Source organism: Novosphingobium sp. BL-A-28-Hi1-0D, from assembly GCF_055521755.1.
Genome location: NZ_CM145502.1, coordinates 295,996 through 317,472 on the forward strand (window position 1 = coordinate 295,996; position 21,477 = coordinate 317,472).

Genomic DNA, 21,477 nt, shown 5'->3' on the forward strand with positions numbered 1-21,477 from the left:
GCAGCGGTCAGTTGCAACTTCATCATGAGCGTTGCTAACGTGGTCTACGTTCGGTTTCCACCCATTCGCGGCCATCCCGTAAACTTGCCTTGATCTTTGAAGCGTCCCGGGTTTTCCGGAGGCAGTTTGAATTGGGACATGCCACCAAATCGAGGGTCTCGTTGGCTGCATAGTAGTTGGCCTCGGCCTCAGCAGGCGGGATGTGTCCGATGGGGCCGAGCAGGCGATGGTTGTTGAACCAATCGACCCAGCGCAGGGTTGCCATTTCCACGGCTGACACGCTGGGCCATGACCGCTGCCGCCAGATGACTTCGGCCTTATAGAGGCCGTTGATCGTCTCGGCCAAGGCATTGTCATAGCTGTCGCCGACGCTGCCGACCGACGGCACAAGGTTCGCCTCGGCGAGGCGCTGGGTGTAGTTCATGGCAAGGTATTGAACGCCCCGGTCGCTATGGTGGATCAGGCCGTCATCGGGGCCGGGGCGGCGGGCGTGGATCGCCTGTTCGAGGGCATCCAGGACGAAGCCGGCGGTCGCCGAGCTGCTAACCTTCCAGCCCACGATCCGTCGGGCATAGGCATCGATCACGAAGGCTACGTAAACGAACCCTGCCCAGGTGTGGACGTAGGTGAAGTCGACCACCCACAGGGCATTGGGGCGACTGACGCGGAACTCACGGTTGACCTTGTCCAGCGGGCATGGCGCCTTCGGATCGCCGACCGTGATGATAGTCTTCTTGCCACGCCGCACACCTGCCAGCCCCATGGCTGCCATCAGGCGTTCCACTGTGCACTTGGCGATCACCACGCCTTCGCGCCGCAGCTGGTGCCAGACCTTGCGCGTCCCATAGAGACCGAAGCTGGCCTCATGGACGCGCTTGATCTGTGCCCGCATCTCATCGTCCCGTCGTGCCCGAGCCGGTCGCCTGCCGGGATCGGCAAGGCGGGCAGCATGCTCGTGATAGGAGGACGGGGCGATCGCCAGTTCACGGCAGATCGGCTCGATACCCAGGTCCTCGCGATGGGCGTCGATGAACGCCATCATCATCTGCCGTGGCGGTCGAGCTCCGCCATCGCAAAATACGCGGAAGCCTTGCGCAGGATCTCGTTGGCCCGCCGTAGCTCCTTGACCTCCCGCTCCAGCAACTTGAGGCGTTCCCGGTCAGTGGCGGCCTGCGCCACTGGCCCCGCTCGTCGGCTCGCCTCCTCGCGGCACCAGCGGCGCAGCGTCTCGGTCGTGCAGCCAACCTTCCCGGCGATCGAGGTCATCGCCGCCCACTCCGACGGATAATCCCCTCGATGCTCATCGACCATCCGCACGGCACGGTCGCGAAACTCAGGCGAAAACTTGTTCCTTGTAGCGCTCATCACAGCTCCTTCTCACAGATAGGAGCCTCCGGAAAACCCGGGACGCTTCACTTCCTTCCGTCACCCCGTGCTTGGCACGGCGTTGGGCTGTTCTTCCGGCGCAGCGCCAGAACAGAAAAGCCAAGGCCCGGATCAAGTCCGGGCCGACGATGGAATGGGATGTTATCCTGCGCCGAGTGCCGTCGCTCTCTCCCCTTCAGGGGAGAGATACGCAGGCTTGGCGGCTTGCCGCCTAGCCGAAGCCCAAGAGGGGCTTGGACGGTGAGGCTGGGCGCAAGGCCCCCTCTCCCAACCCTCTCCCCTGAAGGGGAGAGGGCTAGAGCGTCAGAGCGCCGAAACCGCCAGAAATTCCGGAATCGGGCCGTTCCATTCGCCAGGCTTTGACGGCGGCTCGGACTGCTCGCGGTAGCGCTGCGGTTCGCTGCGCGGGGCACGTTCGGCGCGCGATTCTGGCACGGCTTCGGCGCGCGGCGCGCGTTCGGCGCGGGGCTTGCGTTCCTCGCGCGCGGGACGTTCGCGGCGGCTTTCGCGCTTGGGTTCTTCCTCGCGGCGCTCTTCAGCGCGCTCGGGCTTGGCTTCGCGCGGCTTGTGTTCGGGCTTTTCGGCAACCTCGATCTTGAATTCGGGGATCTTGGTGCCTTGCAGCTTTTCGACGTTCTCGATCGATTCGAGATCCTCGTCGGAAACCAGCGTGAACGCGCGGCCCGTCGCCCCGCCACGACCGGTGCGGCCGATGCGGTGGACGTAATCGTCGGGGTGCCAGGGCGTGTCGAAGTTGAAGACGTGGCTCACGCCCTTCACGTCGAGCCCGCGCGCGGCAACGTCGGAGGCGCACAGGATCGTGATGTCGCCGTCCTTGAACTTCTGCAGTTCGGCGTTGCGCGAGTTCTGGTCCATGTCGCCATGGATTTCGCCCGCAGCAAAGCCGTGGCTCTGCAACGACTTGGCGAGTTCGCGCACGGTCGTCTTGCGGTTGGCGAAAACGATGGCGGTGGTCACGTTGTCGGTCTTCAGCAGGTGGCGCAGCACTTCGCGCTTCTGGCGCGTGGTGCAGCGGACCTTGTGCTGGACGATGCTGGTGTTCGTGCTGGCGGGACGCGCCACCTCGATCATCTTGGGGTTCGACAGGAACTTGTCGGCCAGCTTCTTGATCGGCGGCGGCATCGTGGCCGAGAACAGCAGCGTCTGGCGCTGGGCCGGAAGCTTGGTGCAGATGTTCTCGATATCGGGGATGAAGCCCATGTCGAGCATGCGGTCCGCTTCGTCGATCACCAGCAGGTCGCAGCCCGTGAGCAGGATCTTGCCGCGTTCGAACAGGTCCATCAACCGGCCGGGCGTGGCGATCAGCACGTCGACGCCGTCCTGCAGCGCCTTGACCTGATCGCCCATCTGCACGCCACCGATCAGCAGCGCCATCTTGAGATCGTGGTTCTTGCCGTACTTCTCGAAATTCTCGGCAACCTGCGCGGCGAGTTCGCGCGTGGGTTCGAGAATCAGCGAGCGCGGCATCAGTGCGCGGCGGCGGCCGTGGGCCAGAATGTCGATCATCGGCAGCACGAACCCGGCGGTCTTGCCGGTACCCGTCTGGGCGATGCCGATGATGTCCTTCATCATGAGGACGGCGGGAATTGCCTGCGCCTGGATCGGAGTGGGCTCATCATAGCCGGCGTCGAGCACCGACTGGAGCAATTCATCCGAGAGGCCGAGATCGGCAAACTTCATGCAGGCAATTTTCCGAGAATTAGAGACGGCGAAAACAGTGTCGCGCCCGCTGGACAGCTTGCATCGCAAGACGCCGCCAGCACTGAATGCGCGCTAAGACGATATGGCCCGAAAAGTCAAGAAATCCGCGATGTGACGAAGGCTTCAGTCATCATCGGGAACAAGCTCGCGCATCTTGGTGATCGCGCAGTTCGCTCCGGCGCGCGAATGGATCGTGTCACGGCCCGCGCAGAGCTGGCCGTCCTCGTTCCGTTCGACGTAAAAGCCCGAATAGAAGTCCCGCGCATGACACGCCTTGTCGAGGCTCGCTCCGATCAGCTTGCGGCTGCGGGTGATCAGCAGCAGGCGGTCCTGCGATTCGATCTGCACGCCCGCAATGCTGGTGATCGGCAGGCACTTGTCGGTCTTGCGCTCATAGAACCGGGGCGGCTGCGGTGCGGACGGCAGCGGGGCGTACATCTGCGCAGGCATCCGGGGCGCAATGCGAATGATCATGCGCTGCTCGACACGCACCTGATCCCAGCCTTGGTCGGCAAGGCCCTGCACGACGAACGAGGCAAACGGGCTCTGGGTGAAATCCTCATCGAAAAGTGGAGAGCCTGCCGGAACCTTCGCAGCCGCCCATTGCTCGTCGATCCCCGGCGTTGCCATAGGACTTGCCGTCGGCAACGACAGCACCATGCCCATTGAGGCCAAGAGATTGAAGATACTGGGCATTATTGCAAAAGAACTCTCTTCGACCCCTCTCTGGAGCAGACGGCCCTGATCCGCCCTGCACCTTCGCTCCCTACCCCTTAGCCCAAGGGGTTGAACCTCTGCTTAACCCGCCAGCAATCAAAAATGAATTGCCCTCTCGCCGGGGTGGCAATAGCCGATGCGCCATGAGCGATACGTTTCTTGCAGAAGCGGCCCGCCTGCTCGGGCCCAAAGGCTTGACCACCGACCCCGCCGACATGGCCGCGTGGCTGACGGACTGGCGCGGGCGCTATACCGGAAAGGCGCTGGCCCTCGCCTCGCCCGCCGACACCGAGGAGGTGGCGGCCCTTGTGCGGCTATGCGCGAAGCATGGCGTGCCGATCGTGCCGCAGGGCGGAAACAGCGGCATGTCGGGCGGCGCTACCCCGTTCGAGCACGGCGGCGAGGTCATCCTGTCGCTGCGCCGGATGAACCGCATCCGCAGCCTCGATTCGGCCGGACGCACGGCCACATGCGAGGCAGGCGTGATCCTGCAGGTGCTGCACGAAGCGGCGGAAAAGGCCGACTTGCGCTTTCCCCTGACGCTCGGCGGCAAGGGTTCGGCCACGATCGGCGGGCTGATTTCCACCAATGCGGGCGGAACGCAGGTCCTGCGCCATGGTTCGATGCGGGCGCTGGTCCTCGGGCTGGAAGCGGTCATGGCCAACGGATCGGTGCTCGATCTGCTCACCCCGCTCAAGAAGGACAACCGCGGCTTTGACCTCAAGCAGGTGCTGATCGGTTCGGAGGGCACGCTCGGCATCGTCACGGCGGCAACACTCAAGCTCGTGCCCCAGATCGCCGGACGCACGGTCATGTGGGCCGGCACCACATCGCTGCACGATGCGCGCAGCCTGCTGCTTCTGGCCGAGGACCTTGCACCGGGGCTGGTCGAAGGCTTCGAAGTCCTCCCCCAGCACAGCCTCGAAGCCGTGCTGGATTATCTGCCCGATGCGCGCGCGCCGCTGGCAGAGCCGCACGCCTGGCACGCCCTGATCGAACTTGTCGCAGGAGACGAGGGGACGGCGGCCCGCCTGTCCGAAATCGCCGAGCACCTGCTCGCCACTGCGTTCGAGCGCGGACTGATCAACGACGCCACGATCGCCGCCAGCGAGGACCAGGCCGAGAGGCTCTGGCTGATCCGCGAGACCATCTCGCCCGCCGAGCGCGCGATCGGCCCGGCCATGCAACACGACATCTCGGTCCCGGTCGAGAAGATGCCGGCCTTCGTCGAGGCTGCGGTCCCGCGCCTCGAAGCAGACTGGCCGGGTACGCGCGCAGTCTGCTTCGGCCATCTCGGCGACGGCAACGTGCACTTCCACGTCATCGCACCACCGGGCCGCGAGCGAGCAGCGTGGGAAGCGGGCGACGGCAAGGCGATCAGCGCGCAAGTGCACGACATGGTCACCGCATGGGGCGGCTCGATCTCGGCCGAGCACGGCATCGGCAGGCTCAAGCGCGACGATCTTGCCCGCCTCGCTGACCCGGCGATGCTGGCGGCAATGCGTGCAATCAAGCAGGCGCTGGACCCCAAAGGCCTGCTCAACCCGGGAAAGCTTGTCTGACGCGGCTTGCGCGGCCTTTTGTCAGTCCCTAAGAACCGCGGTTCCCGCAAGCCGCGGCCATAGCCAGTTCATGCCGCGCGTTCAGTGTTGATTCTTGGAGAGATGCCAAATGGCCAGCGCGCCGCAAGCGAACCTGCCGATGTTCTACAACGACCTCATGCCGCTCAACAGCCGCGACCACGCCACGTGGAAGGCCAAGAACGCGGATGCGGCTCCCTGGCTCGTCGGTCAGCATGCCATCCCATTGACGGCTGAGGAATTTCCGCAGGCTGCACGGCATTATCCGATCATCTTCGCCTCGGGCGACAATCCCGTGCCGCTGGCGCTGATGGGTTTGAACGAAGGCGTAAACGTCTTCGTCGACGACGAAGGCAAGGTGACGCAGCCGATCTACATCCCGGCCTATGTCCGCCGCTATCCCTTCCTCCTCGCCAAGCTCAACCCGAACAGCGAAGAGCTGTCGCTGTGCTTCGACCCCTCGGCAAACCTGCTGGGTGATTCGGTCGAGGGCCAGGAACTGTTCACCGATGGCAAGCCTTCGGAAGCCACGCAGGCCGCACTCGGCTTCTGCGAGCAGTTCGAACAGGCAGGCCAGCGCACGCAGGCCTTCATCGACGAGCTGAAGAAGCACGACCTGCTCATGGAAGGCGAAGTCGCCATCCAGCAGCAGGGCAATGACCAGCCGTTCGTCTATCGTGGCTTCCAGATGGTCAACCAGGACAAGCTGCGCGAAACCCGTGGCGACGTGCTGCGTGGCTGGGCGCAGAGCGGGCTTCTGCCGCTGCTCTATGCGCACCTGTTCTCGCTGGAACTGATCAGCCAGATCTTTGGCGCACAGGTTCAGCTCGGCAAGGGGCCGACCCCGGCGATCGCCATCCCGGCCGAGTAAATCAGAAATAAAAAGACACGAAGCCCCGACGCAAGGGCAACAGGTCAATACAAAAACGCGACGAGCCACACGGTTCGTCGCGTTTTTTCTTGGAGTGTTGCAAAAATCCCTCGAAACCCCTTGCAGGCTCCAAGGCCCTCCCCTATTTAGAGCATGTTGCGTTGCGGCTCCCCTCATGGCCCAGCGTAACTGGTGCACTCACGTGCACCTCCTCCCTGAACCTTGGCCACCTGGAGCATCGCTCCAGGTGGTTTTTTCTTGGGGTGTTCAGGAAGGGGCGGAAGGTCGGCTATTCTGCGGCAGCGCGCCAGCGGCCGCGATCAGACGTCCGGCCGAGGTCCGCAACGTCCACCGCCAGCCGCCGGACCAGCCCGATCAGCAGTTCGACCGTGGCCTCGAAACCCGGCCCAGGCTCTGCCATGCGCGGATCGAGATAGCACGTCCGGTCGATCTCGAGCTGCATGCAGTGCAACCCTTCGATCCTGCGGGCATGACGTTCGAGGACATAGCCGCCGGCATATGGGCGGTTGTGCGAAACGCGCCGTGCCGATTCGGTGAAGTATCCGAAAGCCGCGCTGACAATCCCGCCGTCGCAGGACGCGCCGAACCGGTCGCCCACCACGAACTCGGGTGCGCGCTCGCCGGGCGAGCGTGCGGCCAGCGGCGGCATCGAATGAAGATCGATCAGCAGTGCGGCGCCCCACCGGTCGCGAATGGTCTCAAGGGTCGTGGCCAGAGCTGCGTGATAGGGCTGGTGGATCGCCGCGATCCGCTCGTTGAGCTCGGAATGATCCAGCCGACGCTTCCACAATTCGCCCAGCCCCGGCAAGCGACGGGGCACGAGCCCGAGGCCGCTGCGCGCGCGCCTGCCGAAACCGCTCGGCGCGGCGGATGCATCGGCGGGCGGCCCGCCCAGCATTTCCCAGTCCACATCGTCGCTGGCCCGGTTGAGATCAAGCATGGCCCGCGGGGCATGGGCCACCAGCAGCGCCGCACCAGTCTCGCGCGAAACCGCCTCGCCGAGCAGGTCGGCATAACGATCCTCGAGCCGTGGTGCGGCAAACGCCGGGTGGCGCATGCGGTCGAGCAGCGACTTGGCATAGGCTCGTCCGGCATGGGGCACGGCGATCACCACCGGGATCGGCGATGGATCGACAGTTTTGAGGCTGAACGCGGGCACGCCGGCATGGCCGGGTACCGATCCTCCCTGGACCAGTGCCGAATCGCCGTCATGCTTTCCGGATTGCTGCATGGGCGAACCGTGCAACCGATTCGCAACGAAGTCAAAACAACGTCCGATAGGTGTCAGTGCTATCCAGCTCAGGGAAATGAAAAGCGGCATGAACGAAGTGGCGATGTCGGAAGAATGTTAACCTGGCTGGGCTTATGACGGGTCAGGTCGCCTCTGTGCGCCCTCCGCCCGAACCGAAGCCCGAAACAGATACAGGTTGGCCATGATCCGGATCCTGCTCGCCGAAGACGAAGAGGCGATGCGCACTTACCTCACCCGCGCGCTCGAAAATGCAGGGTACTCCGTGGCTGCCGTCGATCGCGGCACCGCAGCCATCCCGCTGCTGGAAAGCGAGCATTTCGATCTTCTCCTCTCGGACATCGTCATGCCCGAAATGGACGGGATCGAACTGGCCCAGCGCTGCAGCGAGATCAGCCCCGGAACGAAGGTCATGTTCATCACCGGATTCGCCGCCGTTACGCTCAAGGCGAATCGCGAGGCTCCCCAGGCGCGCGTGCTGTCGAAGCCGTTCCACCTCAAGGATCTCGTGCTCGAAGTGGAGCGCGTGTTCGAAGATGCGCCGTTTGCCGGGAGCCGCTGACCACGCGTGGGCAACCACGCAAAATTCCCCCTTGCCTTGCCTCGAACCCAAGGCTAATGGCGCGCTTCCCGACGACAAGAGCGGCTCGCCGCAAGGTCCGGGACAAGCAGATGGTGCGGGCGTATAGCTCAGTGGTAGAGCACTATGTTGACATCGTAGGGGTCGCAAGTTCAATCCTTGCTACGCCCACCATCGCATAAGAAACCCCGCCATCGGCGGGGTTTTTTGTTGTCTAACATACTGAGAAAACAACGGACCACCTACCTGAGAAGGTAGTGGCTGACGCGGTTCAAGACAGCCTGCAGAGCAGAGTCTCAGGACGGTGTCGGATGCTTGAAATCACAATGCGATCACAATGAGCAGATCCATTGGCTACCATCACCAAGAGAAAACACGGCTACTGCGTCCAAATTCGTCGCAAGGGCTTCGCGCCTGTCAGCCGAACATTCCCGTCGCACGCTGAGGCTGTCGCGTGGGCCAGTCAGGAAGATGCGCGACGCACATCAACGAGGCCTGTCGGCGCTCTCGCTGATCTGAAACGAACCACCTTGAGAGACATCCTTGAGCGCTATCTCAGGGAAGTGAGCCCGAAGAATCGCGGCCATGAGATTGAGTGTTACCAGCTAGCGAAAGTGATTCGCTCTCCATTGGCTGACATCTCGCTTGAAAAGCTCTCTGCCAATGCCATCGCGATGTATCGGGACGAACGGCTGGGGCATGTGAAAGCAGGCACAGTGTGCAGAGAGTTGCATCATATCCAGCATGCTCTCAGCATCGCGATACGCGAATGGGGGTATCACCTGCCAGAGAACGTCGCGGAGAAGGTCAAAAAGCCCAAGCTGCAGAATGCACGAAACAGGCGCGTCTCGCAGAACGAGATTGATCGGGTGGTCACTGAGCTTCGGGAGATCGGACGGCACGATGTGATCGCTGTGATTCAGTTCGCTGTGGAAACAGGAATGCGTCGTGGTGAGATTCTTGGGCTTGAATGGCGATTCGTTGATCTCAAGCGAAGGACAGCTCACCTTCCCCGAACCAAGAATGGTCACGCTCGCACGGTTCCACTGACCAACGGTGCGATAGAGGTGCTGGAGAAGCAATCGCGTTCAGGTCCGTTGGTGTTTCCAGTGTCGTCAGATGCTCTCAAGATGTGCTGGCGGCGCGTGATGGCCAAGACTTTGATAGATGATCTGCACTTTCACGATCTCAGGCACGAGGCCGTGTCACGCTTCTTTGAGATGGGTCTCAGCATGCCAGAGGTAGCCTTGATCTCTGGCCATCGTGATCCACGAATGCTGATGCGATATACCCATCTGGTGCCATATCAGCTGGCTCAGAAGCTAGCGGAGATGTGATGAGAAAGGGTCTTGGACCAGACTCTTTGCGGACATGGCTCAAATGTGACGTTCACGGCCACCATACCTAAAGCTTATTGCCTGCGATGGCACAAAGATTAAGCAATCCAGAGCAGGATCGTGATTTGACGCGCAATGGGAGGCGACTACCTTGGCAAGGAAGTCCGTATGTATCTTGTTCTCGGGAGCTTTGATCAGTTTCGCAGTGCCAGCTCATGCGGGAAATCTTGCGGAGGAAGTCGCACAGCTGCAGTATGATCCGCAGCCCGACAATGCTCAGTCCAAGGTCAAATCGTACTTTGAGGGCGTGCTGAAAGACCCCTCATCCGCCATCTACCGCTTCGGAGACATCTACACAGGCTGGTGCAAGGCGGGAGTGTTTCAAAAGCGCAAAATCGCTTGGAACGGCTGGGCCGTGAACGTGGCCGTGAATGCCAAAAACAGCTACGGCGGATATACGGGGGAAGAGGTTTACACGGTCTTCTTCTCTAACGGACAGCCTTTCAGGCACGAGAAGGGTGCGAATTTCGGCTTCTACGGTCAAGGTTCATGGGCCACATCAGCGCTGTGTAACAAAGTCGCGACTGGTCAAAGCACTTACACGATTCCCCCTGAAACGCCTCAACTCGGCATAGGCGTCAAGAGCGTCACTGAAGGCGGATATGTCGCAATGGTCGTTCCAAACAGCGCTGCAGCTCAAGCAGGCATAGTCGCAGGAATGGTGTTCTCAAACGTGAACGGCATTTCTGTTAAAGGCATGAACGAAGACACAATCGCAAAAATTCTCCAAGCAGCCAGCGGCTCCGTCACCCTTACGATGGTTGGCAAAGGTGATGTCATCGTCACTAAGGCTGCCATTGGCCACTAATGGGCATGCTTGGCTGAGAAGCTGGCGCGGACGTGGTGGTGAAAGTGTCTTGGACCAGACACATTTCCGCTCCAGCAGCCGCGTGACCCACATCACCATTTTGGCCTATTTCATAACGTTTGATGCGTCGCTACCGACTTTAGATAGTAGGTCAATCTGGAGCGTATGTGTCAAAGGCTGGAGAAGATTGGCATCTGATCGGTGGAAACCTCAGACTCCCAGAACAACGCTGTGCCCGCTGCAAGCAGCCGTCGTCATATCAAATGGTGATGAAACGGGAGAAGCGTATGTTCGGAACCAAAATTCAGCACGGCTTTGGATGCCCGCATTGCCGACATGTGAAACCTGTCTGCGACGAAATCGCTTTGGCAATCAAAAAAGTCTATCTGGCGAGTTGAGATGGCAAAATTCCGCACGATCATCGGCTTCAGCCCCGAGGCGAAATGCGCGCAATGTGGCATCTCGTCTTCAAAGCCAGTGACCTATCTCTATCAGTCATCCATACTGGCGGATCATAAGCCTGAATCTATTACGATTGCATGCAAGCAGTGCGAATTTGAGGAAGAGGTATTCTCAAAGATTGAACTGAAATCTCAAGAGAATGAGCGGCTTCAGACATATCTTGAACCGCAAAAAGCTCGCACGAAGTCGTATTATGGCGCGCGCTATCTAGCTGGCAGCGCAGATGCACGAAAATTCCTGGCACTACTAAACAAGCTCGGCCTATATGAACTCGTTCTATACATCACGGACACGGTGATATTTCAGCAAGCAAGCGATTGATCTGGTCAAATCACTGTTGGCGCGATAATTTATTGAAAACTCGTTGTAATATTGGCCTTCCAACAACTCCTATCGCTGCAGCAAGCTTTCCACAGCCACAAAAGCGCCGATCCAACACGTCATCAGAGAAACTAGCCAAACGACCAGACCGCCGCATCGCCGAAATGCATACATATGACCCCCATTACCTACCCCCCGATAGATTTAATGATTATGAATGCTTAATTCACCTTTTCTATAATCACTTTGGCTACATCACATCGTCGTCAAATTGACCTTAAGCTGGTCACGAAACAGTCTTGGACCAGACTCTTTTTCGCCAAAGCTGATCACATTCAATTTTTCTCGCGTGATAAATAAACGTGAGAGGAATTCGGGAATGTCTGCAGAATGGGAATATGAAGGCGACGATGATCGTCGTGACGGTGAAACGAGCCCGCTACGGCAAAACGTTGTGAGCCGACGGCTTGCAAACTCACTTTACGATCTCTGGGAGTTGGGCGGCTGTGAGCTGATGGCGATCGGCATGACGGGCTGTCACGGGATCAGAGCTTTCGCTGAGCAGCTTTCCGCTGACGCTCAAGCTCCTTCTTCCGCCGTTGAAACTCTTTCTCACGATTGAGAGCCATCTTGGCGACTTCAACCTGGCGCTTCTTGGCTGCGATCATCGCCTGCGCAGGCGTTAGCGCTTTGATGTTTTTGAGAGGTCTGATTTCGTTGATACGCATATCGTATTTATGCATCGGCGAACGATATGTCTGGATTGCGGCTCTAGAGCGGTGGAGACGCGAATCTGCGTTTCACCGAGTGGCAGATACCAAAACCCCAATCGAACATGCTGGTGACTGCTCTCCGGCAGCATCCTACAAATAAATCTCTCAGCCAGTCATCCGCTTCACACCGTGCAAAAGAGCTTTGATGAAAGTTCGACGGCAATTGGCTATGAAATGGCGTTGCACAAAAATCTTAAGGTCATCCTTGGGAAATGATCATTTCCGCCTTGAGGCCTGAACCTGGCTTGGACCAGTCATTTGCTGGAGCCCCACGTTACATTGCGCCATCAATCCATAAATTACCTGCTTATTTCTTTGTATATCAACAGGCATATTTTCAAATTTATACATATTTTGCATGCATCCGCGCGCCATATCCCTAAAGTAATTACTCCCCAAAATGAAATAGCCATTGTCTACGGACGGAGATGTACTCAACTTGAGTACAGCCCATCGGAATCCATTCATAACGTCTCGCGGAATTGCGCAGTTTATTATGTGTAGATTGTAGGCGGCAGCGTTTCCATCCCCTGAGCAGACTACGTAATATCCACGCGGCTTCCGTGCTCTCGCAGCAGCGGCTGCGGCTGCTTCCTGTCGCGCTCTTGCAGCCTCCAATGCAGCCTGCCGCTTACCTTCAGGTGACGCTAAGTACCTCTGACGCTCTTCTTCAGCCGCTGCAGCCTGAGCTTGACGCTGCGCTTCGGCGGCTCTTTTCGCCTGATCAGCAGCTCGTGTTTCATCCATCAATCGCGCGGCCTGCGCGTCAGGCGTTTCAAAATTCGCAACAACGACATTCTCGCCATTCCCAGCCGCTCGAAGGAATTCGTCACCGGAGATTGGAACCACCGCTCCATTGATCTGCTTGGCATATGACTCATTGCACGTCGTCGCAACCTGCTGGCCCTTTGAGTCTGTCACAGTGCAGGAAAAATTGGTACGCGGCTGGCTGGCCAAATATTGATTGCACGCATCGATGGCAGGTGTGATGCGCTGATCGTTGGGGGCAATCCCGGCAGCGGCAAACTGGTCAACTGAAACATTCTTGCTTGAGAGCATCAAGTTCAGGCATTGCTTGACCTGAGGCTTGACCTGATCCCACTTTTTCTGCGCGTTCGCTTTTGCCGCCTGTTGCGCAATACCGCCAAGCAGACCCAGAAATCCACCGATAGCTCGCGCATCTGTGTTCGTTTGGGCAACGGATGCACTGGAGGCACTGACGAGCAGCGTGCCAATGATGGCGCAGCATGCGATCAATCTCATTCCTTCAGCCACATACACCTCCAAATAAACACATTTCTCTTTGCGTAAAGAAGTTTACGCTCCGCGTGAAACGCAAATTCCACTCTTGCTGTAGACTATCCGATTATACTTATAATCATAAAGTCTGATTTCGACTTAAGACTTGCCTTGAAGCTGCAAGGAATTAGCGTAACTTATGATTTCCATGCGTCTTGGGGGCTGTGATGCGCAATAGATTTCTCATGGCTGCTGCAGCGAGTGCGATGGTGCTGAGCTCTTGCGGAAGCTCTAGCTCAGGCGACAAGTCTGACGAGGTGACTGCTGAAGCTGGAAGCGGCACAGCTAGCGAAAGCGCCGAGCAAAAAAAATCACGCATCAAGTCAGATGCAATTTAGCATTCACGACCTATCCGAAGACAGAAAAAATGATTTGGATATAGGTGCAATGTGCGTATCTTTGTATCTAAATCTAGATGAGAGCAATAAAAATAAAGAAGGATATCAACGCAGCTTTGAGTCTCTTGGAATTGCCTCCAAAACATTCCTTGAAAAGGATATCACAAAATACAATGTTATGAAAAGTGATGTTGAAAAATTAGAGTATGGATATTTTAAATTATTTAACGATATGTTTGATAGAAATAAAAATGATATGTCAACTCAGGCAGATGTTCAATATATGAAATCATCTCAGGATAAGTGCTACAAATATCTTGATGAAAAGAAAGATGAATATATGCTCAATGGTAAATTAAAGTAAATTACCATATTCTGGACATAATATTTTTCATAAACAGATAGTGTTTGAAAATCTATCAATACCGGAGATTTGTCATAGCGCACGCACCGTTTGCATGGTGCGGCACTCCACTGCCGAAATTTTTCTTGCGCGTCGCGAACGTCCTGCGGCCTGAGTGACTTGAGGTGTGACGAACCAGCAGCATGAGCGCTGCCTCCCGCTTAAATGGCGGTATCGGGCAAAATGACGGTCCAGATTTCCTCGTATTTGCTTGAGCTGGTGTCATAGCCGTTATGACTAGTTAGCGCCTTGCGCTTGTCTGGCGGCGGCATGTAGCTATCGTGTTTTCAGCTTTGCAAGCGATTGCTGTGGGGGATCTGATGCGCAATATGGTCCTGTTAGTTGCTGTTGCAGCGAGTGCGCTGAGTGGCTGCGGCGGCTCAAGCTCAAGTGGCAATTCTGATGTGGCTCCTGTTGAGACAGACAGTTCTGCCGCAAAAGCTGAACCGATCACGCCGATGTTTAATAATAGTTCAGCGCCATCACTTACAGAAATGTCATATTCTGATTTAAGGGATGCACTTCGCGAAGAGGAGCGGCAGTGCGATGAAAAATTCGGAAATAATGATGGGCTTATTAATGACAGGCAACGCCAATGCTATATGGATAGACAGCGTGTATATGAAGATGCCTGTTATCAAAAAGATGACATTGCTAAACGCGATTGCGCAGAGGCGGGCAATATCAATGAATGTCTACACATAAGACACCCGGCAGCTTGGACAAATATATCAATTTCGGGATGTATGGGTCTATGAATATAACCTAAATCGCATTGGCCGCATTCGCCAGCTGCTCGTCTGACACATCGCAGTAGAGCGCGGTGGTAGCGATATTAGCGTGGCCGAGAAGCTGCTGAATGGTGCGCATACCGATGCCGAGTTCGTTCTTGCGTGTCGTAAACGTCCTATGGACTAAGCGACTTGATGTGTGACGAACCAGAAACTTGGACGCTGCTGGCTGCAGCGGGAAATATGATGGTTCAGATTTTCACGCATATAACTGAATAGGCAGCGTAGTCTTTGCGACTATCTGACGCTTTGCGCTTGTTTTTCGGCTGCGCGCGGCTAGCGTGTTTGCAGATTTGAAAGCATTCCCGGAGGCTCTGATGCCCAATAAGGTTCTCAAGGTAGCGGGCGCGATTGCATTAATCCTCATATCTGCTGCCATGATGGCACCTGATGCTGTGATTGTGACAGCTCATGCGCAGGATGCGAGCAAGTGCAGTTTTATCCAGAATGCTGACCGGCGAAACTTTTGTCGCGCGCGAGCTGAAGGCAACGCCAGCAACTGCAATTTCATTCAAAATAGCGACTTGCGCAATTTATGTCGTGCGCAAGCGGCAAATGATCGTTCACAATGCGACTTCATCAAAGATGCTGATATGCGTAACGAATGCAAGGCTGGCTCGTAAAAACGGCACAGGTCACAAACGCTGTCAATTCACGAGGGTGTTACGTGATTGTTGATTTCATCCGTCTTGGGGGCTCAGATGCGCAATAAGATTATGTTGGCTGCGGTTGCGGCGAATGCGTTGGCGCTGAGTGGATGCGGAGGCGCAACGCAAACAGACAAAAGCGGTTTAGAAGCTGAACCTACGTCGGTCGCAAATGCTGCAAACGTTCAATCTACGGCAAGTGCGACCGCTCGCGCATCAAAGTCAATTGCCGAAACAGTCAGCATGGATGCAAAGGATAAGGCTGATCTGGAAAAATATGGCTCCTGCTCCTTCGCCAACAAGACAGTTGTAATTTTTGCTTCCCTTGAGAAGAAGCATGGAAACCTAGATCCAAAAATTGATTTGATGATTTCTTCGTTTAAACATCAATATGCCGTTTACAAAGCTCTTGGTCGCGGAATCGTTGATAAGTACTCGGATATACCACTCGACGAATTGAACGAAATTTATCTCAAATTTGAAAACACACACAAGGGCGATTTGACATCTGGCGACCCAGCAAGGGCTAACGCGCAATATAATGTTATAAACAAATACAGGATGGATAACTGCGATTTGACGGCAGATATGGGTCGCGTCGCCATGAACGAATATCAGGAATATTATAATGATGCTATCGAAGGAATGAACGGATTTTAGCTATACCAGATGCGTATTTATTCTTGTCCAGGCGACATGATAGGACCAAAGATTATTTTTGTCACGTCACTTTGAAATGAGCGATGCTCGTTAAGCAGGAGATGCTCTCTCAGAGATGAGCAGCTTCACGTAGAACGCATTTTCCATCTGTATCGCTTCTTAAGCGTGCGATGCAGTCACATACTGACGCCCGAAGCCTGCGCCAGCTTCATCTTTGTAGCGAACGAGAACCCACCACTGCCTCGCCTGTGTCACCACTGCCTCTTTCTCAGATCGAGTTCACGGCGTTGGCCAACTGATCGTCGGACACATCGCAGTACAAGGCCGTAGTCTGAATGTTCGCGTGACCGAGTGCGGATTGAATCGTCCGCATCCCGATCCCCGCAGCATTCAGCCGCGTTGCAAATGTCCTGCGCCCAGCATGGCTACCCGTGTTGATGCCAGCAGCCAGATAGATCGCTTTGAAGCGCAAGCTCAGCGAGACATTGCTGAAATGGCCACCGGTGCGGCTTGAGCGAATGAACGCGCGGCTGGGATCAAGCTGACTGATCTCTGCTAGATAAGCGTTCAGCAGTTTGCGCAGCTCGTCAGAGACAAAGACGCGACGTGCACGATTTCCCTTCGTCTGATGCTTGCTGAGATGAATGACCTGAACTGCTTTGCCATCCAGACCCCTGACATCGCCTATCGTCAGAGCGGCTATCTCACCGATGCGCATTCCGGCAAGGATGCTCAGCGACAGTGCAACACGGTCACGCAGACCATTTTTGCTGGTATCGGCGATCAGCATGACGCGCTTGATTTCGTCGCGTGTCAGGACCTTCGCTTTTGCCAAAATCAGCTCCTATACAAACAAATGATCGGGTGGGATCATATGTTTATGAGTAGCTGGAGGCATGCAGGCCGCAAGTGGAATGTCCTGTTATCCAAGAATCACTTAGCCGATCATCGTTAAGGTTTATGCATTTGTTTATGAGAAACAGAGATGAGAGCTTACGCTCTCATGCGATATCGGATCAGGAATTTCGCCTTGCTCCATTCCGTGATCCGCATCGCGATTTTGATAGAATATTTTAATTGGCTTTATGTTCTATTTGGCTCTGGCATTCACTAGGTTAGCCATAATGAGGCTAATCCCACATTATGGCTAAAGACATTCACTGAGGCCTCTACCAGTGACTGCACACGTACCAGACTTTGGGAGGTAGGGTTACGCTGTTACCTCAGACGTGTGATGAGTTGATCGCAACGCATCGCCATAGCAGCCAGTCACTTACCGCCATGGAAAACGCAGGGAACCGCTTTCGCGGCCTCTATCCTGCTCCACACCTCATGCGGAGAGACGCACTTGATGCTCTTTTTGTCTCGCCTCTGCAGCTAGCGGGACCGGGCTAAGCGAAAATCTGTTGGCGACAGCAAGCTGGCAAACGCGACGCTATTGATAAGAGCCCTATGAGATAGCGACTCACACATTATTGGCTAGATAATGCATTACTCGCCCCACAGATAAATACATTGCATTCCTCTCTCGCAACGTACCGACATGTTTATTTATCACAGTGAGAGGAAAACCATGAATAAAGACGTGATTTTTGATATTTTTGCATTTTTGAAGCAGCGCGGCATTGCCGAGAACGAAAGTGATTTCAGTGTGGACTGGCTTGGCCAGTGCGACAGCTATTTTCGCGGTTTGCGTTTCAAAAAAACCGAGCCGACATTGGGCGTCATCGCCATCTGCGGCAGCCGATTGCAGAAGGCCGGAGAGAAGATCATGGCATCACCACGCCACCAGCATGTTGCAGAGCAATTTCTGGCTCTCAGCGCGAAGTGCCATCAGCTCGTCAACGAAGGGGCCGTAGAGTTGGATCTGGTTCACGCATGATGGGAGAGTGTCTTGCACCAGACTCTTTTCACCAGACACCTTGCGAGAACAGGCACAAAAAAGCCGCCGGGAAGGCGGCTTTGATGTTGCCAAGATAGCGAGGTTTACGGCTTCGGCTTGCGCTTAGCATTCAGGACCTTTTTCAGGACAATGTCTTCCAGCGCCGACTGCACGTCACGCCAGCTGCCGTTTGTCGTTGCAAGCACCTTCCTCAGCTCAGCTTCGCTCAGACTGATGTCATAGGTAGCAAGAATTGCGCGCGCACGGCTCTCAAAGTCTACCGGCGAAGGTACCGGCATCTCAATGCATTCGAAACGGTCTTCGAGCGCGAGCGGCAACTGGTGCAGATTATTGGTAGTCGCAATGATCTGACCTTCGCCCCTGTGTTGATCCATCGTAGCCTGCAGCTTTTCCTTGAGCGCAGGCGACAGCTTGTCCAACTCATTGATGACTACCGTCGGCGGCTGCATTCCACATTGCGAACGCCATGCCCATTCGTTCGGAAGGTTCAGAATGTCCTTCTCGGTCATGGTGGCACCTTCATAGGATTTGAAGTTATCCTGTGAGAACAGGCTGTTATCGTTTTGGGCTTCGTGGTGCTTGCTGATGATGTTGGCCGCCGAGGTCTTTCCAGTCCCGCGCGGTCCATGCATGATCATGTGACCAGGCCGATCACCCGAAGCGTAATCCTCCAGACGCTGGCGTGTTGCAGGATCGGGGATAACAAGGTCATTAATGGTCTTGGGTTCATGGTTCTTGCGATTAAACATAGATAATTCCTTATAAATATGAGAGGGTTATGTGACGAGACAAATGCTCGTCACGTGTCTTACAAAATTACGCTTCGATTTCGTTCACTGCAGCAGAACGTGCTGCTTTCGACAGACGAAGGACATCGTCCGCATCCTGCTGCGACCGCGTTTGGTGAGCAATCTTCCCGCCTTCCGCGAGCAGCGTGTTCACAACTGCCTCCTTGTTGCAGCCGAACACGATGCTGAACGTGCCATCCTTGTTCTTACGCAGCAGCGCTGCCGAAAATTGCAGCCCCGTGTCTGCACAAGGCTGCACTTCCTTCGCCTTGCACTCGATGCCCGAGACCAGCGAAGCCGACTTTACGAAGTGACCTTCCGCGAAATCGATGTCCTGCTTAGCCTGCTCCGCCTTCGTGAGAACGCCAGCGACCTTCTGCTTGCGAACCTCTTCAACGCCGCCCTTGTGAGTGATGAAGGTGATGAAGCTGACCTTTTCCGCCTTCTCCGCTTCCGCGACACGAAGCACACGGGCATAGCCAGTGACACGATGATTATCAGTGCCGAACACGCAACGCGCGATCTTGGTCGCCAGCGAGGTGCCTTTGTTCCACTTGAGCTTCTTCTCATCCAGATGTGCGTTGAGTGCCTTAATCAGCTTACGCTTGCCCTTCATCTGTTCCAGCAGCGTGAAGCAACGATCCAGCAGCGTGTAGAGTTCAGCGCTGCTCTGCTTGTAGACACCGTTTTCCCACGCAGCACGAGCCTGCGAGAGATCATTGAGACGGTCCACCATATCAGCGGGAGCAAGGTTATTAGAGATTGCCATTTGTATTACCTTTCTTTTTCGATGAGCGACCTTCGGAATTGTCGGTCACAGCGGCGTTGCGATCTGCATGCCGATGAAAGGCGTTTACCATTGAGTTATCCTCACTGTCAGTTCACAGGCTGACTCTTTATTTAGTGAGATAACCTTTAGGGGCAAAAATGACCAAATCCGGAAAATCGGTCCCAGCGCAGTTCAGAAAGGAAGGAGTCTGGACGCCGCAGCTGAGCATGTACCTGCTCTGGTTTCAGTTCCTGCAGCTCAGTCCGAGCTATGACTTGGCACGACGATACAGGACAGGTGACCTCAACGATCATCATCGCACCCAGATTCCCGCCGATTTTGAGAAGGTCCTCAAGGTCTACGACGATCTCGGCGATGTCCTGCGCCCATCATTCCCCGATTGGTGGCAAGATCGTGGTATTGATAACTTCGGCTATCACGGCTCCAAACCGACTGTCCGACAGATCGCCACATTGCAAAGTGGCCCAAATGCAGAGCCACGCTTCCGCGATGAGACCAAATCCTACCTTGACGGGAAATGGCTGGATGAAGGTCGGCAAGACACATTGATTGTCGCCATTCCCGCTAATCTGACCAAGACCCAGATTCTCAAGAAGATCGGTCAGATTGTGGATGCTTTGGGTGATGATCAAAAGCGTCTCAGGATCGCGCCGCCGACATACAAACTGCATGGCAAGAAACATGATGAGGGCAGCCTGCTTCGCTATATGGAAGTGTTGAAATGCCGTGCCTTCAATCCAGGCCTGCCACTTTGGAAGGTCGGAGCTTTGGCCAATCTCAGCCCGACATACAGCGCAGACCTTGCGGTTAAAGCTGACTCAGCCAAAACAGACGTGGTTGACGGCAAATACGCACTAAAAATCCTGACCAGTCGAGCACTTCTGCGTGGTCGCCTGATTGCCGAGAATGCTGCTCGAGGTTGTTTTCCGAGCTACGCACCCACTCGTGATGCCCTGAAATTTGACGCAGCCCGGATCCGGAAGCTCATTTTGCAGCGTGAATCTTATGAGCGTGTGCGTAAAGCTTGAGAATGGATATTTTTGGTAGCGATATCAGGAGGTTCCAGTCACAGAGTCATTCTCAAAAAGGAGAATGCGATGTCTCATCTCGCCAAACTGACGATCAAAAGTGTCTTGCGCCAAGACACTTCCGACCCGGTTCAAAGCAAGCGTAACAAGTTGCTCTCGGCCATTGAGCAGCAGTTGAAGGTTGCCGAAGCTGCGACTCAAGGCAAAAAGTTCACCGTGACGATTTCTGACTGGTCCAAAGATGATCAGGGTGAGCGTGTTCACAAAGAGCGCCAGCGCACGATTCGTCCATGGTTCTTCGCTCAAGACGGTGGCCACTATGTGCAGTGTCGCTACAGCTCCAAGCCACTGGCACTCAGCAAAGATGGCAATGCCGTGTTCGTGAAGCAGCTCTCAGACGTTCCCGGCGTGTTGCAGGCGTTCTACGCGGCTGCCGCTGCTGGGGAGTTGGATGCAGCTCTGGCAGGCGCTGCCAAGCGCAAGGTAACCAGCTGAAAAGCGGTCACAATCACATCACAATCGCCAGATTCCGAGCACCATGTGACAGAGTTCGTCACGGTCAAATCCATCTTGTGATTTTAAGCATTCCCACAATGGCCTCAGTGTGATAGCGATGAAATTCAATAGCGTTATCAAAGTGTTGAACACTATTGACATCGTAGGGGTCGCAAGTTCAATCCTTGCTACGCCCACCATCGCAAAACAAACCCCGCCATTGGCGGGGTTTTTTGTTGCACGACAGGCTGAAAGCAAGACGTACTCGCCATCCGCTGGCGCTGTTGGCGAGCACGCCAGCAGACAGCCAAGCTATCCCTTCCGGCTCAATCTGTTCCACAGGTCTGTCACATGGACCTGCGGCGCAAGCGATCTGCCTTCGCTCTCTGCAACCAGAACGGCGGCAGGCTGCCGACCGTCGCAGAAATTGGCTGGGACATGATAGGCT

The 21,477-nt window shown here is 55.9% G+C and carries 22 protein-coding genes, 1 tRNA gene, 1 pseudogene and 1 other annotated feature; of the genes and pseudogenes, 14 read left to right on the forward strand and 10 right to left on the reverse strand.

Features of this window, described 5'->3' with window-relative positions:
* Positions 1-139: 139 nt before the first annotated feature.
* From ACZ1JW_RS01440 to ACZ1JW_RS01450, 3 genes and pseudogenes are all read right to left on the reverse strand, one after another.
* Positions 140-1,365, reverse strand: a pseudogene (locus tag ACZ1JW_RS01440) (IS3 family transposase); the annotation flags it as partial.
* Positions 970-1,084 (reverse strand) — a sequence feature (AL1L pseudoknot). (Overlaps the previous pseudogene by 115 nt.)
* A gap of 324 nt (positions 1,366-1,689) precedes the next feature.
* Entirely contained in the window at positions 1,690-3,087 is a 1,398-nt protein-coding gene (locus ACZ1JW_RS01445; RefSeq protein ID WP_465141696.1) for a DEAD/DEAH box helicase, read from the reverse strand.
* Positions 3,088-3,231: 144 nt separating this feature from the next.
* Positions 3,232-3,774: a hypothetical protein gene (locus tag ACZ1JW_RS01450; protein ID WP_465141697.1), complete on the reverse strand. Its 543-nt coding sequence runs from the start codon at positions 3,772-3,774 to the stop codon at positions 3,232-3,234.
* A gap of 194 nt (positions 3,775-3,968) precedes the next feature.
* Here ACZ1JW_RS01450 and ACZ1JW_RS01455 point away from each other — a divergent pair, with 194 nt between their 5' ends.
* The gene (locus ACZ1JW_RS01455; protein ID WP_465141698.1) at positions 3,969-5,387 is read left to right on the forward strand and encodes an FAD-binding oxidoreductase; all 1,419 of its coding nucleotides are present in this window, start codon (positions 3,969-3,971) and stop codon (positions 5,385-5,387) included.
* Between the two features lie 109 nt (positions 5,388-5,496).
* Entirely contained in the window at positions 5,497-6,276 is a 780-nt protein-coding gene (locus tag ACZ1JW_RS01460; RefSeq protein ID WP_465125187.1) for a SapC family protein, read from the forward strand.
* Positions 6,277-6,565: 289 nt separating this feature from the next.
* Here the strand turns inward: ACZ1JW_RS01460 and ACZ1JW_RS01465 are convergent, their stop codons facing one another.
* On the reverse strand, positions 6,566-7,528 hold the full coding sequence (locus ACZ1JW_RS01465; protein WP_465125186.1) for an N-formylglutamate amidohydrolase: 963 nt from the start codon (positions 7,526-7,528) through the stop codon (positions 6,566-6,568).
* A gap of 202 nt (positions 7,529-7,730) precedes the next feature.
* On the opposite strand from ACZ1JW_RS01465, the gene cpdR reads away from it, so the two are divergent.
* From cpdR to ACZ1JW_RS01490, 5 genes are all read left to right on the forward strand, one after another.
* Complete coding sequence (gene cpdR / locus ACZ1JW_RS01470) at positions 7,731-8,108, forward strand: cell cycle two-component system response regulator CpdR (protein ID WP_465126337.1); 378 nt, start codon at positions 7,731-7,733, stop codon at positions 8,106-8,108.
* 117 nt (positions 8,109-8,225) lie between these two features.
* Positions 8,226-8,300 (forward strand) — tRNA-Val (locus tag ACZ1JW_RS01475).
* A 176-nt stretch (positions 8,301-8,476) separates the two neighbouring features.
* Positions 8,477-9,463 carry a site-specific integrase gene (locus ACZ1JW_RS01480; RefSeq protein WP_465141699.1) on the forward strand — a complete coding sequence of 329 codons (987 nt, stop codon included), beginning with the start codon at positions 8,477-8,479 and terminating at the stop codon, positions 9,461-9,463.
* Positions 9,464-9,653: 190 nt separating this feature from the next.
* Positions 9,654-10,331 carry a PDZ domain-containing protein gene (locus tag ACZ1JW_RS01485; RefSeq protein ID WP_465141700.1) on the forward strand — a complete coding sequence of 226 codons (678 nt, stop codon included), beginning with the start codon at positions 9,654-9,656 and terminating at the stop codon, positions 10,329-10,331.
* A gap of 399 nt (positions 10,332-10,730) precedes the next feature.
* Entirely contained in the window at positions 10,731-11,114 is a 384-nt protein-coding gene (locus tag ACZ1JW_RS01490) for a hypothetical protein (RefSeq protein ID WP_465141701.1), read from the forward strand.
* A gap of 545 nt (positions 11,115-11,659) precedes the next feature.
* Here ACZ1JW_RS01490 and ACZ1JW_RS01495 read toward each other — a convergent pair.
* Positions 11,660-11,842 carry a hypothetical protein gene (locus ACZ1JW_RS01495; protein ID WP_465141702.1) on the reverse strand — a complete coding sequence of 61 codons (183 nt, stop codon included), beginning with the start codon at positions 11,840-11,842 and terminating at the stop codon, positions 11,660-11,662.
* A gap of 261 nt (positions 11,843-12,103) precedes the next feature.
* Entirely contained in the window at positions 12,104-13,162 is a 1,059-nt protein-coding gene (locus ACZ1JW_RS01500) for a hypothetical protein (RefSeq protein ID WP_465141703.1), read from the reverse strand.
* Positions 13,163-13,513: 351 nt separating this feature from the next.
* Here ACZ1JW_RS01500 and ACZ1JW_RS01505 point away from each other — a divergent pair, with 351 nt between their 5' ends.
* Entirely contained in the window at positions 13,514-13,888 is a 375-nt protein-coding gene (locus tag ACZ1JW_RS01505; protein WP_465141704.1) for a hypothetical protein, read from the forward strand.
* A gap of 320 nt (positions 13,889-14,208) precedes the next feature.
* Positions 14,209-14,685, forward strand: coding sequence for a hypothetical protein (locus ACZ1JW_RS01510; protein ID WP_465142828.1), 477 nt, complete (start codon positions 14,209-14,211; stop codon positions 14,683-14,685).
* A 7-nt stretch (positions 14,686-14,692) separates the two neighbouring features.
* On the opposite strand, the gene ACZ1JW_RS01515 is transcribed toward ACZ1JW_RS01510, so the two are convergent.
* Positions 14,693-14,797, reverse strand: a complete 105-nt coding sequence (locus tag ACZ1JW_RS01515) for a hypothetical protein (RefSeq protein ID WP_465141705.1) — start codon at positions 14,795-14,797, stop codon at positions 14,693-14,695.
* A 238-nt stretch (positions 14,798-15,035) separates the two neighbouring features.
* Between ACZ1JW_RS01515 and ACZ1JW_RS01520 the strand changes: the two genes are divergently transcribed.
* A complete protein-coding gene (locus tag ACZ1JW_RS01520; protein WP_465141706.1) occupies positions 15,036-15,341 on the forward strand; it encodes a hypothetical protein in 306 nt (101 codons plus the stop codon).
* A 78-nt stretch (positions 15,342-15,419) separates the two neighbouring features.
* Positions 15,420-16,025, forward strand: coding sequence for a hypothetical protein (locus ACZ1JW_RS01525; protein WP_465141707.1), 606 nt, complete (start codon positions 15,420-15,422; stop codon positions 16,023-16,025).
* Positions 16,026-16,293: 268 nt separating this feature from the next.
* Here the strand turns inward: ACZ1JW_RS01525 and ACZ1JW_RS01530 are convergent, their stop codons facing one another.
* Positions 16,294-16,860 carry a tyrosine-type recombinase/integrase gene (locus ACZ1JW_RS01530; RefSeq protein WP_465141708.1) on the reverse strand — a complete coding sequence of 189 codons (567 nt, stop codon included), beginning with the start codon at positions 16,858-16,860 and terminating at the stop codon, positions 16,294-16,296.
* 738 nt (positions 16,861-17,598) lie between these two features.
* Between ACZ1JW_RS01530 and ACZ1JW_RS01535 the strand changes: the two genes are divergently transcribed.
* Positions 17,599-17,907 carry a DUF6626 family protein gene (locus ACZ1JW_RS01535; protein WP_465141709.1) on the forward strand — a complete coding sequence of 103 codons (309 nt, stop codon included), beginning with the start codon at positions 17,599-17,601 and terminating at the stop codon, positions 17,905-17,907.
* A gap of 104 nt (positions 17,908-18,011) precedes the next feature.
* On the opposite strand, the gene ACZ1JW_RS01540 is transcribed toward ACZ1JW_RS01535, so the two are convergent.
* Positions 18,012-18,677, reverse strand: coding sequence for an ATP-binding protein (locus ACZ1JW_RS01540; RefSeq protein WP_465141710.1), 666 nt, complete (start codon positions 18,675-18,677; stop codon positions 18,012-18,014).
* A 67-nt stretch (positions 18,678-18,744) separates the two neighbouring features.
* Positions 18,745-19,485, reverse strand: a complete 741-nt coding sequence (locus ACZ1JW_RS01545; protein ID WP_465141711.1) for a hypothetical protein — start codon at positions 19,483-19,485, stop codon at positions 18,745-18,747.
* A gap of 158 nt (positions 19,486-19,643) precedes the next feature.
* Between ACZ1JW_RS01545 and ACZ1JW_RS01550 the strand changes: the two genes are divergently transcribed.
* The gene (locus ACZ1JW_RS01550) at positions 19,644-20,534 is read left to right on the forward strand and encodes a hypothetical protein (RefSeq protein WP_465141712.1); all 891 of its coding nucleotides are present in this window, start codon (positions 19,644-19,646) and stop codon (positions 20,532-20,534) included.
* A 69-nt stretch (positions 20,535-20,603) separates the two neighbouring features.
* Positions 20,604-21,029, forward strand: a complete 426-nt coding sequence (locus tag ACZ1JW_RS01555) for a hypothetical protein (RefSeq protein WP_465141713.1) — start codon at positions 20,604-20,606, stop codon at positions 21,027-21,029.
* Positions 21,030-21,477: the final 448 nt, after the last annotated feature.